The 13,121-nt window shown below is 54.8% G+C and carries 17 protein-coding genes; 14 read left to right on the forward strand and 3 right to left on the reverse strand.

Going from position 1 to position 13,121, the window contains the following annotated elements; all coding sequences use genetic code 11:
* Positions 1 to 499: 499 nt before the first annotated feature.
* Positions 500 to 1,471: an MBL fold metallo-hydrolase gene (locus GC56T3_RS06265; protein WP_013144821.1), complete on the forward strand. Its 972-nt coding sequence runs from the start codon at positions 500 to 502 to the stop codon at positions 1,469 to 1,471.
* Positions 1,462 to 2,250 carry an SDR family oxidoreductase gene (locus tag GC56T3_RS06270; protein ID WP_013144822.1) on the forward strand — a complete coding sequence of 263 codons (789 nt, stop codon included), beginning with the start codon at positions 1,462 to 1,464 and terminating at the stop codon, positions 2,248 to 2,250. The genes GC56T3_RS06265 and GC56T3_RS06270 overlap by 10 nt, the downstream gene beginning before the upstream one ends.
* A gap of 146 nt (positions 2,251 to 2,396) precedes the next feature.
* On the opposite strand, the gene GC56T3_RS06275 is transcribed toward GC56T3_RS06270, so the two are convergent.
* Together GC56T3_RS06275 and GC56T3_RS06280 are read right to left on the reverse strand one after the other, a co-directional pair.
* Positions 2,397 to 2,594: a YqzH family protein gene (locus tag GC56T3_RS06275; protein ID WP_013144823.1), complete on the reverse strand. Its 198-nt coding sequence runs from the start codon at positions 2,592 to 2,594 to the stop codon at positions 2,397 to 2,399.
* 72 nt (positions 2,595 to 2,666) lie between these two features.
* Complete coding sequence (locus tag GC56T3_RS06280; protein ID WP_012820666.1) at positions 2,667 to 2,885, reverse strand: CDGSH iron-sulfur domain-containing protein; 219 nt, start codon at positions 2,883 to 2,885, stop codon at positions 2,667 to 2,669.
* An 87-nt stretch (positions 2,886 to 2,972) separates the two neighbouring features.
* Between GC56T3_RS06280 and GC56T3_RS06285 the strand changes: the two genes are divergently transcribed.
* From GC56T3_RS06285 to GC56T3_RS06300, 4 genes are all read left to right on the forward strand, one after another.
* Complete coding sequence (locus tag GC56T3_RS06285) at positions 2,973 to 3,317, forward strand: iron-sulfur cluster biosynthesis family protein (RefSeq protein ID WP_013144824.1); 345 nt, start codon at positions 2,973 to 2,975, stop codon at positions 3,315 to 3,317.
* Positions 3,307 to 3,546: a YqkC family protein gene (locus GC56T3_RS06290; protein ID WP_012820668.1), complete on the forward strand. Its 240-nt coding sequence runs from the start codon at positions 3,307 to 3,309 to the stop codon at positions 3,544 to 3,546. Before GC56T3_RS06285 ends, GC56T3_RS06290 begins: the two co-directional genes overlap by 11 nt.
* A 272-nt stretch (positions 3,547 to 3,818) precedes the next feature.
* Positions 3,819 to 4,055, forward strand: a complete 237-nt coding sequence (locus GC56T3_RS06295) for a DUF3886 domain-containing protein (RefSeq protein ID WP_013144825.1) — start codon at positions 3,819 to 3,821, stop codon at positions 4,053 to 4,055.
* Positions 4,056 to 4,070: 15 nt separating this feature from the next.
* Entirely contained in the window at positions 4,071 to 5,312 is a 1,242-nt protein-coding gene (locus GC56T3_RS06300) for an MFS transporter (protein ID WP_013144826.1), read from the forward strand.
* Between the two features lie 184 nt (positions 5,313 to 5,496).
* On the opposite strand, the gene GC56T3_RS06305 is transcribed toward GC56T3_RS06300, so the two are convergent.
* Positions 5,497 to 6,417 (reverse strand): aldo/keto reductase, encoded by a 921-nt coding sequence (locus GC56T3_RS06305; RefSeq protein WP_013144827.1) that lies wholly within the window; start codon positions 6,415 to 6,417, stop codon positions 5,497 to 5,499.
* Between the two features lie 120 nt (positions 6,418 to 6,537).
* On the opposite strand from GC56T3_RS06305, the gene GC56T3_RS06310 reads away from it, so the two are divergent.
* The 8 genes from GC56T3_RS06310 to GC56T3_RS06345 all read left to right on the forward strand — a co-directional run bounded on the left by GC56T3_RS06310 (position 6,538) and on the right by GC56T3_RS06345 (position 13,119).
* Positions 6,538 to 7,098 carry an NUDIX domain-containing protein gene (locus tag GC56T3_RS06310; RefSeq protein WP_013144828.1) on the forward strand — a complete coding sequence of 187 codons (561 nt, stop codon included), beginning with the start codon at positions 6,538 to 6,540 and terminating at the stop codon, positions 7,096 to 7,098.
* On the forward strand, positions 7,088 to 8,278 hold the full coding sequence (locus tag GC56T3_RS06315) for a TIGR00375 family protein (RefSeq protein ID WP_013144829.1): 1,191 nt from the start codon (positions 7,088 to 7,090) through the stop codon (positions 8,276 to 8,278). Before GC56T3_RS06310 ends, GC56T3_RS06315 begins: the two co-directional genes overlap by 11 nt.
* 224 nt (positions 8,279 to 8,502) lie before the next feature.
* Positions 8,503 to 9,168 (forward strand): stage II sporulation protein M, encoded by a 666-nt coding sequence (spoIIM, locus tag GC56T3_RS06320; RefSeq protein WP_013144830.1) that lies wholly within the window; start codon positions 8,503 to 8,505, stop codon positions 9,166 to 9,168.
* Positions 9,169 to 9,265: 97 nt separating this feature from the next.
* A complete protein-coding gene (locus GC56T3_RS06325; RefSeq protein WP_011231799.1) occupies positions 9,266 to 9,718 on the forward strand; it encodes a Fur family transcriptional regulator in 453 nt (150 codons plus the stop codon).
* Positions 9,719 to 9,818: 100 nt separating this feature from the next.
* Positions 9,819 to 10,031: a YqzK family protein gene (locus GC56T3_RS06330; RefSeq protein ID WP_011231798.1), complete on the forward strand. Its 213-nt coding sequence runs from the start codon at positions 9,819 to 9,821 to the stop codon at positions 10,029 to 10,031.
* 6 nt (positions 10,032 to 10,037) lie between these two features.
* Positions 10,038 to 10,934, forward strand: coding sequence for a site-specific tyrosine recombinase XerD (gene xerD, locus GC56T3_RS06335; protein ID WP_012820676.1), 897 nt, complete (start codon positions 10,038 to 10,040; stop codon positions 10,932 to 10,934).
* A gap of 131 nt (positions 10,935 to 11,065) precedes the next feature.
* Complete coding sequence (gene deoB, locus GC56T3_RS06340; RefSeq protein ID WP_041468302.1) at positions 11,066 to 12,253, forward strand: phosphopentomutase; 1,188 nt, start codon at positions 11,066 to 11,068, stop codon at positions 12,251 to 12,253.
* 29 nt (positions 12,254 to 12,282) lie between these two features.
* Positions 12,283 to 13,119, forward strand: coding sequence for a purine-nucleoside phosphorylase (locus tag GC56T3_RS06345; protein WP_011231795.1), 837 nt, complete (start codon positions 12,283 to 12,285; stop codon positions 13,117 to 13,119).
* Positions 13,120 to 13,121: the final 2 nt, after the last annotated feature.

The raw sequence follows: 13,121 nt of genomic DNA on the forward strand, positions 1-13,121 counted from the left end.
CTCCTTGCCTTGGTGTATCCATCCAAAAGAAAAAGGTTTCCCGTCCTGCAAAAGGACGGAAAACCTTCGTTTCCGCGGTACCACCTTTTTTGGCCCGATTTGGCCCAAGCGCCAAACAGGCCCGACTCTGCCCCGATAACGCCGGGGAGGCGTTTAGGTTGGCCTAACAGCTCCTAGGGTAGGTTCAACCGCAAAGAGGGCCGCAAAGCCTTCCAGCCGCGGGCTTCGCTCTCTGGTGCCGTTTGCGGTTTACTGGCCCTGTTCATCGCCGGTTTGCCGTATCCGTGATGTTATTAGTCATTATGCCGCGGGACAGGCGCTGTTGTCAAGGGAGGAGAGCGAATTTTTTTGCAATTTCGTCGTGCGGAAGAAAAAGGCATGACAAATGGATGAAATCGGTGTAAACTGTAAAATAAAATATAATGAATAACTATTCATTTTGACTGATGAAACGGTTCGAACGGGATGGTTCATGAACTTGAGGAAAGAAGGGAACGCAATGAACGAGGAACGAGTGTATCGGATCACGGTGCCGACGCCGTTTCCGGTCGGCGATGTGCATATGTACGTGATCGCCGGCGATCGGTTGACACTGGTCGATGCCGGAGTGAAAACAGAGGAAGCATGGCAGCTGTTTGTGAAGCAGCTTGGCGAGGTCGGTTATGCGCCAGAGGATATTGAACAAATCGTCATTACTCACCATCATCCGGATCATGTCGGCTTGCTTGATTATTTTCCGCATGCGCCGATCATCGGCCATCCGAAAGCGGATCCGTTTTTGCGCCGTGAACGTTCGTTTATGGAGCGGTACGTCCAATTTTTTCAGGAATTTTTTACGGAATGCGGCGTCGACCGCCGTTTGTTCAGTCAGCTGTCGAAAGAAGGCGGATCGCTTCGCTACGCAAGCCGGCGCGGGCTTGACATCATGGTGACGGAAGGGGACGCGGTGCCGGGGATGCCCGGGTGGCAGGTCATCGAAACGCCGGGGCATGCGCAAAGCCATATCGCCCTCTACCGCGAGGCGGATGGGTTGCTGATCGGCGGCGATCATTTGCTTGTTCATATTTCCCCGAATCCAATGATGGAGCCGCCGGCGGAAGGGGAGACGGAACGGCCGAAACCGTTGTTGCAGTACAACGAGTCGCTGCAAAAAATGCTGCAATACGATATCGTTCGCTCGCTAAACGGCCATGGCGACGATGCGACCGATATTCCGGCGCTCGTTCGCGAGCGGCTGGATAAGCAGCGCCAGCGCGCCGAGCGGGTGCTCGAAATGGTGAAAGAACGCCCGCATACGGTGTTTGACGTTTGTCAAAAGCTGTTCCCAACGGCTTACGAACGCCAGCTCATGCTGACGATGTCGGAGACAATCGGCCAGCTTGATTATCTCGAGGCGAACGGGTATGTGACGAAAAAACAGGAAGCCGGCCGATACGTTTACGAAGCGGCGGGGGTGTCGGTGTGCGGCTGAAGGGGCGCCATGTCGTCATTACCGGAGCGTCGGGAGGAATTGGCGAGCAAATCGCCTATGAAGCGGCGCGCCAAGGGGCGGTGCCGGTGCTCTTGGCGCGCAGTGAAGAAAGGCTGAAAGAAATCAGCGCGCGGATCGAAGCGCAAACCGGCATTCGCGCCCCGTATGCATCGCTTGATGTCAGCGACCGCGGCATGATCGAGGCGGTCGTTTCCCAGCTCATTGCGGACCTTGGCGCGATCGATGTGTTGGTCAACAACGCCGGGTTTGGCGTCTTTCGCTATGTCGAGGACATCGACTTGGATGAAATGGAGAGGATGTTTGCCGTCAACGTCTTCGGCCTCATCGCCTGCACGAAGGCGGTGTATTCTCATATGAAAGAGAGAGGAAGCGGCCATATTATCAACATTGCGTCGCAAGCCGGCAAAATCGCGACGCCGAAGTCGAGCGTCTATTCCGCGACGAAACACGCGGTCGTTGGCTTTACCGACAGCCTCCGCCTCGAGGCGGGGCGCTTTGGCATTTTTGTCACGACCGTCAATCCGGGGCCGGTGGAGACAAACTTTTTTTCGACCGCTGATGAATCGGGAGAGTATGTGCGCAATGTCTCGCGTTGGATGTTAAGGCCGGAGGCGGTGGCGAAGCGCGTTGTTGCCGCGATGATGACGCCAACGCGCGAAGTGAACATGCCGCGCTGGATGGATCTCGGCAGCCGGCTGTATCGCCTTGCGCCGGGTTTGGTGGAAAAGGTGGCGAAACGGGCGTTTTTCCAAAAGTAAGTCAAAGAAGCTGGTCGAAAACGGTCATGTTGTTTGATCGTTTTGCGTCTATGGAATGCGAGAGGGTGTCCCGAGCCTGTGGGACACCCTTTCACAATCGCAGCGCCGCTTTTCTTTCTCATTAGGGGCATTTGACACAAGTCGGGTCAAGAACCGGCGATGAACCGGTAGACGGCGTCATGGACAAGTTCATACATGTCCGCGTTTGGCTGCTTTTCTTTGGCCGCGGCAATGCGGGCGCAAAGCTCGCGCCAATCGTCTTCGTCAAGCGGCATCATGTCATCATCGTAGCCGTAATGCCGCAGACAGTTGCGCGCTTGTTTTTGCAGCCAACGTTCATTCATCGATTTCACCGTCCGTTATGAAACTTGTGCAAAGACGTCCTTGCCTGTTGGCTGGGAAGAAACGGCCGTTCGTTACGATTCGCTCGATTCCGGCGACGGGGCGCGGACGACCGATTGGAATCGGCCTTTATGTGAACCGTCACAAAACGGTTTATTGTTCGACAGCCCGCACCGGCAGAGCGAAAACGTTTGTTTGGTCACAAACGGCTTTCCTTCTCCATCGAGCAGTTCCACATCGCCGGTGACGCGCAGCGAACCGTTGTCGTTCACTTTGATTTGCACGTTTGCCATCGCTTTTTCCTCCTTGCTTTGTTTTGACAGTTTCTCATGTTGACAGGTAAAATAAATAAAGGAAATCAAAGGGAAAAGGAGCCAGCTATGAGTCTGTACATCACGTTTACGGATGCAGCCAAACGGGCGCTTGCCTCTATTGTAGCGGAATCCAGACGGCAGTTAAAGCTGGCGTTTGACACGGACGGCTGCGGCTGTTTGGTCGACGGCGTGCCGGCGCTATGGCTTGTCGACAAGGCGGATGAAGATGATGTCGTCGTCGAGACGAATTTCATGCCGGTGCTCGTGGAACGGTCGCGCCTCATCTTTTTTGATGAAGCGATGACGATTGACGTCAAGCCGGGAACGACCGTTTTTCAGCTCAAAAGCCCAGGGCAAACGTTGAATGGTCATATGCCGCTTGTTGAGGTGAAATCTGGCCATGAACGGTAAGCTAGAGCAGCTCGCAAAGGCGGCGAAGCAAAAAACATGGGTGTCGTTCACCCATGAAAACGATCCGTACAGCTTGCTTCATTGGTCGGTCGCCGGCCCGTATCATGAGGCGAAAGACGTCTGGCTGCTGCAAAACGAAATGACGTTTGAAACGAAAGAGTTTCCGACGCTGGAGGCGGCGATCGCCTGGCTTGGCGAACATATGCCGCACATCACCGAGGTGTTGTAAAGGGGACGCCCTGAAAGCCGGTTTGGGCTGCAGGGCGCCCCTTTCTATAAAAGCTGCATCGTCCATTTTGCTGTTATTGAGGACTGTTTTGCCGTTTTGTCGGATGGATTGCTTTTTCCAGTTCTTCTTTGGCGATTGTCGGCTTCACCGTGTCGGCCGACGGTTTCCCTTTTTGGGCGCGGTTTTTCGTCATCCATCATCTCTCCTTTACTTTGTCGTGTAGTTGTATCGTTTGACAAACGAACGATTGTTATGCAAGGGGGCGGACATTGATGAAAAAACAGATCAGGCGAAAAAAAGAACAAGAGGCATTGACGATCGCCGACCGGATCGGCGCCGCGGCGGAGGCGAAGCTGCTTGCGAAAAAACGCGCGCTCGCCGAGGAAGAAGCGCGAAGACGGGCGGCGGAAGAGGCGCGGCGCCGTGAGGAAGCGCGCCGCCGTGAGGAACAGAAATCGTTTGCCGAGCTGCTTGAGGAAAGCGAGCTGGACTGGCGGAAGTTTAAGTAGCAAGGGGGACGGACGATGAAACCGAATGCAGCAGCGTCGCGCGCCTCTTCTTTTCCATTTTGGACGGCCGGAGCGGTCGTCGCGCTGGCCGCCAACTTGCGCGCGCCGCTCACGACGGTCGGGCCGCTCGTTCCTGAACTTCAGCGGGAGCTTGGCCTTTCCCACGCAGCCGCTGGGGCGCTGACGACGATTCCGCTTTTGGCGTTTGCCTTCTTGGCTCCTGTGGCGGCCGCGTTCGCCCGACGGTTCGGAATGGAGCGGACGCTCTTTTTTTCGCTTATCGTTTTGCTCGTTGGCGAGCTTCTTCGTCCGCTCTCCAGCATCGGCTGGCTGTTTGCCGGCACGGTGTTGATCGGCGCGGCCATTGCTGTTGACAACGTCTTGATGCCGGTGCTTGTGAAAGAGTCGTTTCCCGAACGGGTCGGTTTGATGATGGGGATTTATACGGTGACGATGAACATGAGTGCGGCGTTCGCTTCTGGGATCGCTGTGCCGCTTGCTGATGGTTGGGGGCTTGGCTGGCAAGGGTCGTTTCGCTTTTGGGCATTGTTTGCGACTTTGGCGCTTGTCGTTTGGCTGACGCAAGCACGCCGCCGGGAGTCGGACGGCGCGCCGGCAGGAAGCCGCCGCTCGGCGCTTTGGCGGTCATGGCTCGCTTGGCAAGTGACGCTTTTTATGGGATTGCAGTCGTTTTTCTTTTACTGCGTCGTCACGTGGCTGCCGGAGCTTGGGCAAAGCAAGGGATTGGCGGCCGATACAGCCGGCTGGCTGCTCTTTTTCTTTCAGTTTGCCCAGTTGCCGATGATGTTCGTCTCTCCGATGCTCGCGGAGCGGATGGACAATCAAAAAATGTTGATCGGCTCGGCGGTGCTGCTCATGACGTTTGGAACGATCGCCTTTTTGGCTGGCCAAGGCTGGCTGCTTTGGGTTGGGGCGCTTTTCGCCGGCATCGGCGCCGGCATGGCGTTTTCGCTGGCGATGATGCTGTTTACGTTGCGGACGCGACGTCCGCTGGCCTCCGCCCAATTGTCCGCCAGGGCGCAATCGGTCGGCTACTTGCTGGCGGCTTCCGGTCCGCCGCTGTTTGGCCTATTGTATGATGCGGCTGGACGGTTTACCGCCCCGCTTGGCATGTTGTTGGCCGTCTGTGCGGCCATGATGGCGTTCGGGTTGGGGGCGGCGAGGAATCAGTATGTGGAAGAGGATGGATCGACTTTTGTGGGAGCGGCCGGTCCATTTGGAAAAAAGAGCCCGTAACGGACATTGGCAGCCGTCGGGCTCTTTTGGTTTGTTTTTTCGTTTTGCCTCTTGTCAGCGCTATGGCCGCCGGCAAGTTCAGTGACGCACATAGGCAGGGAAATAGAGGTTGCGGCGGCCTGCGGTTGTTGCTGGCTTCGCCGGCAATAGGCGTCAGAATGAAGCACGATGGCGCTTCCTGCGATTATCGGTGCGCTTCATACACCGAGCGCTTTGTCGCTTGTTTCAGCCATTCGTATTCGTCGCGGCCAAGCGGCGGGGCGGAAGCGGCGGCGATGTTTTCCTCAAGCTGCCGAAGTTGGCTGGCGCCCGGGATGACAGCGGCAACGACCGGGTCATACAGGCAAAATTGCAGCGCGGTCGCGGTCAATGAGCGGTGTTTTTCGCTTTTTTCCTTCAGCTTCGGGATGAGCGCCTGCAGTTCCTCGTATGAATAATCGAGGTAGCCGTGTTCTTTCACCGCGCTGCTCGCTTGTTCAAGCGGGCGGCTGGTGAGCAAGCCTCTAGCGACCGGACCGCGGGCGATCACGCTGATGTGATGTTCGCGAAGAAGCGGGAACCATTCTTCCGGCCGACGGTCAAGCAAGCTGTATTGCATCATGACGCTGACGATGTTCGAGCGCTTCACATATTCGCGAATGACGTTTGGGCGGATCGAGGAGATGCCGTACCAACGGATGACGCCTTCTTGCTTCAGCTCTTCGAACGCTTCAATCGTCTCATCGATCGGGTCGTCGATCGTGCCGCCGTGGAGCTGGTATAAGTCAATGTAGTCCGTTTGCAGGCGGCGCAGGCTCTCTTTGACCGCTTGTTTGATATAGGCTTTTGACGGATCCCAGTCCCAGCCGCTTCCGTCTCGGCGCCAACGGTTGCCGACTTTTGTCGCGATGATGACTTGGTCGCGTTTTCCTTTCACCGCTTTGCCGACGAATTCCTCGTTTAAGCCGCGGTCGTATAAATCGGCTGTATCCAAGTAGTTGATGCCGCGCTCCAATGCTTCATGGATGAGATAGATGGCATGGTTTTCATCAGTGCCGAGCGACATGCAGCCGAGTCCAATTTCGCTGACGTATAAGTCTGATGTGCCGATGCGGCGTTTGTTCATTTTTTGCGCCCCCTTTCGCGATCGATGATGATATGTTCATTGTACAACGGAAGCGAAAAAATGGCCAAACATGTAGTACAATGGAAAAGAATCGATCCAATTTGATAGGGGAGAATGAACATGGAGCTGTATGAAAAAACAATCCGCAGAGAGAAGCTGTTCAGCGGCCGCATTATTGAGTTGTATGTGGAGGAAGTTGAGTTGCCAAGCGGGCAGAAAAGCCGGCGTGAGGTGGTCAAGCACCCGGGCGCGGTGGCGGTGCTGCCGCTGTTGCCGGACGGGAAAATCGTTCTTGTCCGCCAGTACCGAAAAGCGCTGGAGCGCGCATTAGTCGAGATTCCGGCGGGCAAGCTAGAACATGGGGAAGAGCCGCTCGCTTCCGCACATCGCGAGCTTGAAGAAGAAACCGGCTACCGCGCCCAATCGATGCGCCATCTCATTTCTTTTTATACGTCCCCGGGGTTTGCCGATGAACTCATCCATTTGTATGTCGCCGAGGGGCTGGAAAAAGCGGAGGACGGCGCCGGTTTGGATGAAGATGAGTTTGTCGAGCTGTTGGAAGTTACATTGGAGGAGGCGCTTGAGATGCTTCAACAACGTGACATTTACGACGCGAAAACGGCATACGCCTTGCAATATTTGCAGCTGCGCCGCGCGCTAGGGGAGCAAAATGCCGAATAAAAAAAACGAGCGCGGCCTCGGCCGTTATTACGCTGATTTACATATTCACATCGGCCGCACCGCCTCGGGCCGCCCGGTGAAAATTACTGGGGCGCGCACGTTGACGCTTGAGAACATCTTGCATGAGGCGGCTGAGGTGAAAGGGATCGACCTCGTCGGTGTTATTGACAGCCATGTGCCCGAAGTGCTGGACGAGCTCGAGCGGGCAATGGAGAAGCACGGTTGGCGCGAACATGAGGGGGGCGGCGTCAGCGCCGGGAAGGTGATGCTTTTGTTAGGCAGTGAAATCGAAGTATATGACGACCATTGCCATGGACCGATCCACGTGCTCGTTTTTTTGCCGACTGTGCAGACGATGCGCACGTTTTCCGGCTGGCTTGGCAAACGGGTAAAGAACGTGTCGCTCAGTTCACAGCGCATTTACGTGTCCGGCCGTGAGCTGCAAGCTGCCGCGAAAGAGCAGGGCGGCTGGTTCATCCCCGCGCACGCGTTCACCCCGTTTAAAAGCTTGTACGGAAAAGGGGTCAAGCACAGCCTGACAGAAGTGTTTGACCCGGATTGGATTGATGCCATTGAACTTGGGTTAAGCGCCGACACGGCGATGGCGGATCAGATCGCCGAATTGCATCGCTACCCGTACTTGACGAATTCCGATGCCCATTCGCTGCGGAAAATCGCCCGTGAATATGAAGAAGTGCGGCTCGCCGCCCCGACGTTTGCCGAATTTGAAAAAGCGCTGCGCGGTGAAGACGGGCGCGCGATTGTCGCCAACTATGGTTTAAATCCCAAACTAGGAAAATATCACCAGACAGTGTGCGAGCGCTGTCTTGCGCCGGCTGCACCGGACGTCGACAGCTGTGCGGCATGCGGCCATCATCGCTTCGTGAAAGGCGTGTTTGACCGGCTTGCGGAGCTGAAAACGGCGGAACGCGGGCCGAAACGGCCGCCGTACATTTATCAAGTGCCGCTTGAATTCATCCCCGGCCTTGGTCCAAAAGCGTATGAAAAGCTGCTCGCCCGTTTTGGCACGGAAATGAGCGTTCTTCATGAGGCGGCGGAGGAAGAGATCGCGGAGACGGTGGGAGAAAAGTTGGCCCAACTGATCGTCCTTGCCCGCAGCGGTGCGCTCCATATCGAGGCCGGGGGCGGTGGGAGATACGGGAAAGTGCGGGAGGGGTAACCACTCGGGCAGCGCTCCTGCTGTTCATCATCATGCCGTGCGTGCTGCTTGGCCCAGCCCAGCCATGCGCCAATGGACCGAGGCGGCGTGCCGCCCGTGGAGTTGGTCACACGTCGGTGTTGAGCTGCTTTTTCATTACATCACCAGCCTTTTAGAAAAACAGTCATACCGAAAGCGGATGGACATACAATCTACTAAGAGACAAAGTAGGAGGACGAAGCACAATGAGAACCCATCCGCTGAAATCGGCTATCGCTGTCCATTGGCGTGAACATGCTTCGCTGTATGTGTTTGTCATCGTCCTGTTTCTCATGGGCGTCATTTTCGGCGCCATTGTCGTCAACAGCCTCGGTTTCAGTCAAAAGCAAGACTTGTACTATTACTTGACGCAATTTTTTGGACAAGTGTCAAAAGACAATATCGCAAGCGCCCATGATATGTTCCGGCAAAGCTATATGCACAACGTCAAATATACCGCGCTGATGTGGGTGCTTGGCATTTCTGTCATTGGCTTGCCGATCATTCTTGTTTTGCTGTTTTTCAAAGGCGTCGTCGTCGGCTTTACGGTTGGCTTTTTAGTCAACCAAATGGGTTGGCGCGGGTTTCTTTTGTCGTTTGTGTCCATCATGCCGCAAAATTTGGTGGCCATTCCACTCATGATCGTCATGGGCGTCATTTCGATTTCGTTTTCCTTGCACATGGTGCGCAACCAGTTTATGAAGCGGCCGCATGGATCGATGTTTCCGATGGTGATGCGCTACGCAGCGGCGATGGCGGCTGTCGCCCTTGGGCTGCTTCTTTCCTCAGCGGTCGAGGCATATCTTTCGCCGGCATTGATGAAACAGGCGGTTCAATGGACAATGAGTTTAATCATAATGAATATTATATAATAACCATTATCATTTCTTCATAATAGTGATTTTACTTTGATACTTCCCTCGTGCATTTGTTATAATGATGGGTGAATGGCGAGGGAGGAATGAAAAGATGGAAGATCGTGTGGAACGAATCAAGAAGCAGCTGCATTCGGCGGGTTACAAGTTAACGCCGCAGCGGGAAGCAACGGTAAGAGTCCTGCTTGAACATGAAGAAGACCATTTAAGCGCGGAAGACGTCTACCTCCTCGTGAAAGAAAAATCCCCAGAAATCGGGTTGGCAACCGTTTACCGGACGCTCGAGCTGTTAACCGAGCTGAAAATTGTCGATAAAATCAATTTCGGGGACGGGGTGTCGCGCTATGACCTCCGCAAGGAAGGAGCGGCCCATTTCCATCACCACCTCATCTGCTTGGAATGCGGATCGGTGGCGGAAATTCAAGAAGATTTGCTTGAGGATGTCGAAGCGATTGTTGAGGAGAAGTGGAAATTTAAAATTAAAGACCATCGTTTGACGTTCCACGGCATTTGTCACCGTTGCCAGCAAAAGCATGAAGAAAAATAAAAACCTTTTCCAACGGGAAAGGTTTTTTGCGTATAAACAACGAAACAAATGGCATATCCTCATACTAGCAAGCTGACAAGCAGCTGATAGGGAGGATGCCATGAAAACCGTTTGGCAAATGGTGAAAGTGTTTCTTTTATTTACGGGATGCACCATTTTATTTTATTATAGTCTTGTATGGTTTAACCGCGAGTACGAGTATTACCACCGATACGATGAGCCGAAGGGATCGGCGGTCAAAGTATCGGCGGCGGAGAGTGCGCCGCCAAGTTGGCTCGACCGGCTGTTATTTTTTTATCGCGATGGGGAGTAGAGAGCGTTGGAATACGAGTTGAAAGATTTTCTGCATTATTTGACGGTGGAGCGGAATTTGGCGCACAATACGATCGTTTCGTATGAACGCGATTTGAAAAAATACGTCCGCTATTTGCGCCAAGTCGAGCAGCTTCAGGCGTGGGGCGAAGTGGAGCGCCTCCATATTCTCCATTTTTTAAAGTTTTTAAGCGAACAAGGGCAATCGGCGCGGACGATCGCCCGCCATTTGGCGTCGATCCGTTCGTTTCATCAGTTTTTGCTAAGGGAGAAAATCGCGGCGCAAGACCCGACCGTCCATATCGAAACGCCGCAGTTTGAACGGACGCTGCCGAAAGTGCTGTCGGTCGAGGAAGTCGAGGCGCTGCTTGCAGCGCCGCAAGTGAGCACACCGTTTGGGCTGCGCGACAAGGCGATGCTGGAGCTGTTGTATGCGACCGGCATGCGCGTCAGCGAACTCGTGCAGCTGAATTTGGCTGACGTGCATTTGACGATGGGGTTTGTCCGCTGCTATGGAAAAGGGCGGAAAGAGCGGATCGTGCCGATCGGGCGCATGGCGATTGAAGCGCTTGCCCACTATTTGGAGCGAGGGCGCCCGCAGCTTGTCAATCCGCGACGGCGGGCAACGGAGGCGCTGTTTTTGAACCATTATGGCCAGCGGTTGACACGGCAAGGGTTTTGGAAAATTTTAAAGCGGCTCGCGAAAGAAGCCGGCATCGAAAAAGAATTGACGCCGCATACGCTTCGGCATTCGTTTGCGACGCATCTGCTTGAGAACGGAGCCGATTTGCGCGCTGTGCAAGAGTTGCTTGGGCATGCCGACATTTCGACGACGCAAATGTATACGCATGTTACGAAAACGCGCCTAAAAGACGTGTACAAACAGTACCACCCGCGCGCCTAGCAGCTGCCGTATGCTAGGCGCTTGCCTGTCGTTTTAGTTGTCAGACTTCTGACCAATTGGCCATAGGCGTGTTTTCGCGAAAATACGGGAACGATAGAAAGAGACTCCATTTTTCATTGCAGGCAGGGGGAATGAATGTGAAAGCGACATACCGGCGCGTCTTTTTGATTGTGATGGATTCAGTCGGCATCGGCGAAGCGCCGGATGCCGAGAAATACAACGACAAAGGAGCGGATACGCTCGGCCATATCGCTGAGTATCGCGGCGGCCTCTATATGCCGAACATGGCGAAGCTCGGCCTAAGCCATATTCGTGAGATCAAAGGGGTGCCGAAAGTCGATCGACCGCTCGCGTACTATACAAAAATGAAGGAAGCATCGGCTGGAAAAGATACGATGACAGGCCATTGGGAGCTGATGGGCCTTCGCATCGACAAGCCGTTCCGCGTCTTTCCGAACGGGTTCCCAGATGAATTGATCGCTGAGCTCGAGCGGCGCACCGGCCGGAACGTGATCGGCAACAAACCGGCGAGCGGAACAGCGATCATCGAAGAGCTTGGCGAAGAGCATATGAAAACAGGGGCGATCATCGTCTATACATCAGCCGACTCCGTCTTGCAAATCGCCGCCCATGAACAAGTTGTGCCGCTTGATGAATTGTACCGCATTTGCGAAATCGCTCGTGAATTGACGCGCGACGAGCCGTATATGGTCGGGCGCGTCATTGCCCGACCGTTCATCGGCACACCCGGCCATTTTGAGCGAACCGCCAACCGGCACGACTATGCGCTTAAGCCGTTTGGCAAAACGGTGATGAATGAATTGAAAGACGCCGGTTATGAAGTGATTGCCATCGGGAAGATCGCCGATATTTACGACAATGAAGGAGTTACCCAGTCGTTGCGAACGACATCCAATATGGACGGAATGGATAAGCTCGTCGACACGCTCGGCATGGACTTTACCGGGTTGAGTTTCGTCAATCTCGTCGATTTTGACGCTAAATACGGCCATCGCCGCGACCCAAAAGGTTACGGCGATGCGCTCGAAGAGTTTGACGCCCGGCTTGCCGATGTGTTGCCGCGCTTGACAGCGGACGACTTGCTTATCATCACCGCTGACCACGGCAACGACCCGATTCACCACGGAACCGACCATACGCGCGAATATGTGCCGCTTCTTGTGTACAGCCCGCGATTTCGCGGCGGCAAGCCGCTCCCAGTCCGCGAGACGTTTGCCGATGTCGGCGCAACGATTGCGGATAACTTCCAAGTCAGCCGGCCGCCGTACGGAACAAGCTTTTTGGCTGATTTGGCCTAACTTCATAAAGAACGATGAGGGGGAAAAGAATGGATCGACAAGCGATTGAAAAAACCGCCGGTCATTTGCGCCCATTGATGCCAACTCCGCCTGAAATCGGTCTCATTCTCGGCTCGGGGCTCGGCGTGCTCGCTGATGAAATCGAAGAGGCGGTTCGCATTCCGTATGAAGATATTCCCGGATTTCCAGTGTCGACCGTTGAAGGACACGCTGGACGGCTCGTATATGGGCGGCTTGAGGGGGCGACCGTTGTCGCCATGCAAGGGCGGTTTCATTATTATGAAGGGTATTCGCTTCAGGAAGTGACGTTTCCCGTCCGGGTGATGAAGGCGCTTGGCGTCCGCGAATTGATCGTGACAAACGCTGCGGGCGGCATCAACGAACGGTTTCAGCCCGGCGATTTCATGATCATTTCCGACCATATCAACTTGCTGGGCACAAATCCGCTCATTGGTCCGAACGATCCGGAGCTTGGTCCGCGCTTTCCGGACATGACGGAAGCGTACAGCCGGCGGCTGCGCGAGCTCGCCAAGGAAACGGCGGCGAGACTTGGCGTTCGCGTGCATGAAGGAGTATATGTCGCCAATACGGGGCCGTCGTACGAAACGCCGGCGGAAATCCGCATGATTCGTACGCTCGGCGGCGATGCGGTCGGCATGTCGACCGTCCCGGAAGTGATCGTCGCTCGCCACGGCGGCATTGAGGTGCTCGGCATTTCGTGCATTTCGAATATGGCTGCAGGGATGTCGGATGCTCCGCTTCACCACGACGAAGTGGTTGAAACGGCCGAGCGGGTGAAGACGGACTTTTTGAGGTTTGTGAAAGCGATTGTCGCCGAAATGGCGAAATCAAAACGAAAAAGGTGATC

This window comes from Geobacillus sp. C56-T3 (assembly GCF_000092445.1).
Lineage (GTDB): Bacteria > Bacillota > Bacilli > Bacillales > Anoxybacillaceae > Geobacillus > Geobacillus thermoleovorans.

Coding starts and splice junctions, on each gene's coding strand:
- GC56T3_RS06265 (WP_013144821.1), top strand. CDS start 500: ATGAACGAGGAACGAGTGTATCGGATCACGGTGCCGACGCCGTTTCCG.
- GC56T3_RS06275 (WP_013144823.1), bottom strand. CDS start 2,594: ATGAATGAACGTTGGCTGCAAAAACAAGCGCGCAACTGTCTGCGGCAT.
- GC56T3_RS06280 (WP_012820666.1), bottom strand. CDS start 2,885: ATGGCAAACGTGCAAATCAAAGTGAACGACAACGGTTCGCTGCGCGTC.
- GC56T3_RS06285 (WP_013144824.1), top strand. CDS start 2,973: ATGAGTCTGTACATCACGTTTACGGATGCAGCCAAACGGGCGCTTGCC.
- GC56T3_RS06290 (WP_012820668.1), top strand. CDS start 3,307: ATGAACGGTAAGCTAGAGCAGCTCGCAAAGGCGGCGAAGCAAAAAACA.
- GC56T3_RS06295 (WP_013144825.1), top strand. CDS start 3,819: ATGAAAAAACAGATCAGGCGAAAAAAAGAACAAGAGGCATTGACGATC.
- GC56T3_RS06300 (WP_013144826.1), top strand. CDS start 4,071: ATGAAACCGAATGCAGCAGCGTCGCGCGCCTCTTCTTTTCCATTTTGG.
- GC56T3_RS06305 (WP_013144827.1), bottom strand. CDS start 6,417: ATGAACAAACGCCGCATCGGCACATCAGACTTATACGTCAGCGAAATT.
- GC56T3_RS06310 (WP_013144828.1), top strand. CDS start 6,538: ATGGAGCTGTATGAAAAAACAATCCGCAGAGAGAAGCTGTTCAGCGGC.
- GC56T3_RS06315 (WP_013144829.1), top strand. CDS start 7,088: ATGCCGAATAAAAAAAACGAGCGCGGCCTCGGCCGTTATTACGCTGAT.
- spoIIM (WP_013144830.1), top strand. CDS start 8,503: ATGAGAACCCATCCGCTGAAATCGGCTATCGCTGTCCATTGGCGTGAA.
- GC56T3_RS06325 (WP_011231799.1), top strand. CDS start 9,266: ATGGAAGATCGTGTGGAACGAATCAAGAAGCAGCTGCATTCGGCGGGT.
- GC56T3_RS06330 (WP_011231798.1), top strand. CDS start 9,819: ATGAAAACCGTTTGGCAAATGGTGAAAGTGTTTCTTTTATTTACGGGA.
- deoB (WP_041468302.1), top strand. CDS start 11,066: ATGAATGTGAAAGCGACATACCGGCGCGTCTTTTTGATTGTGATGGAT.
- GC56T3_RS06345 (WP_011231795.1), top strand. CDS start 12,283: ATGGATCGACAAGCGATTGAAAAAACCGCCGGTCATTTGCGCCCATTG.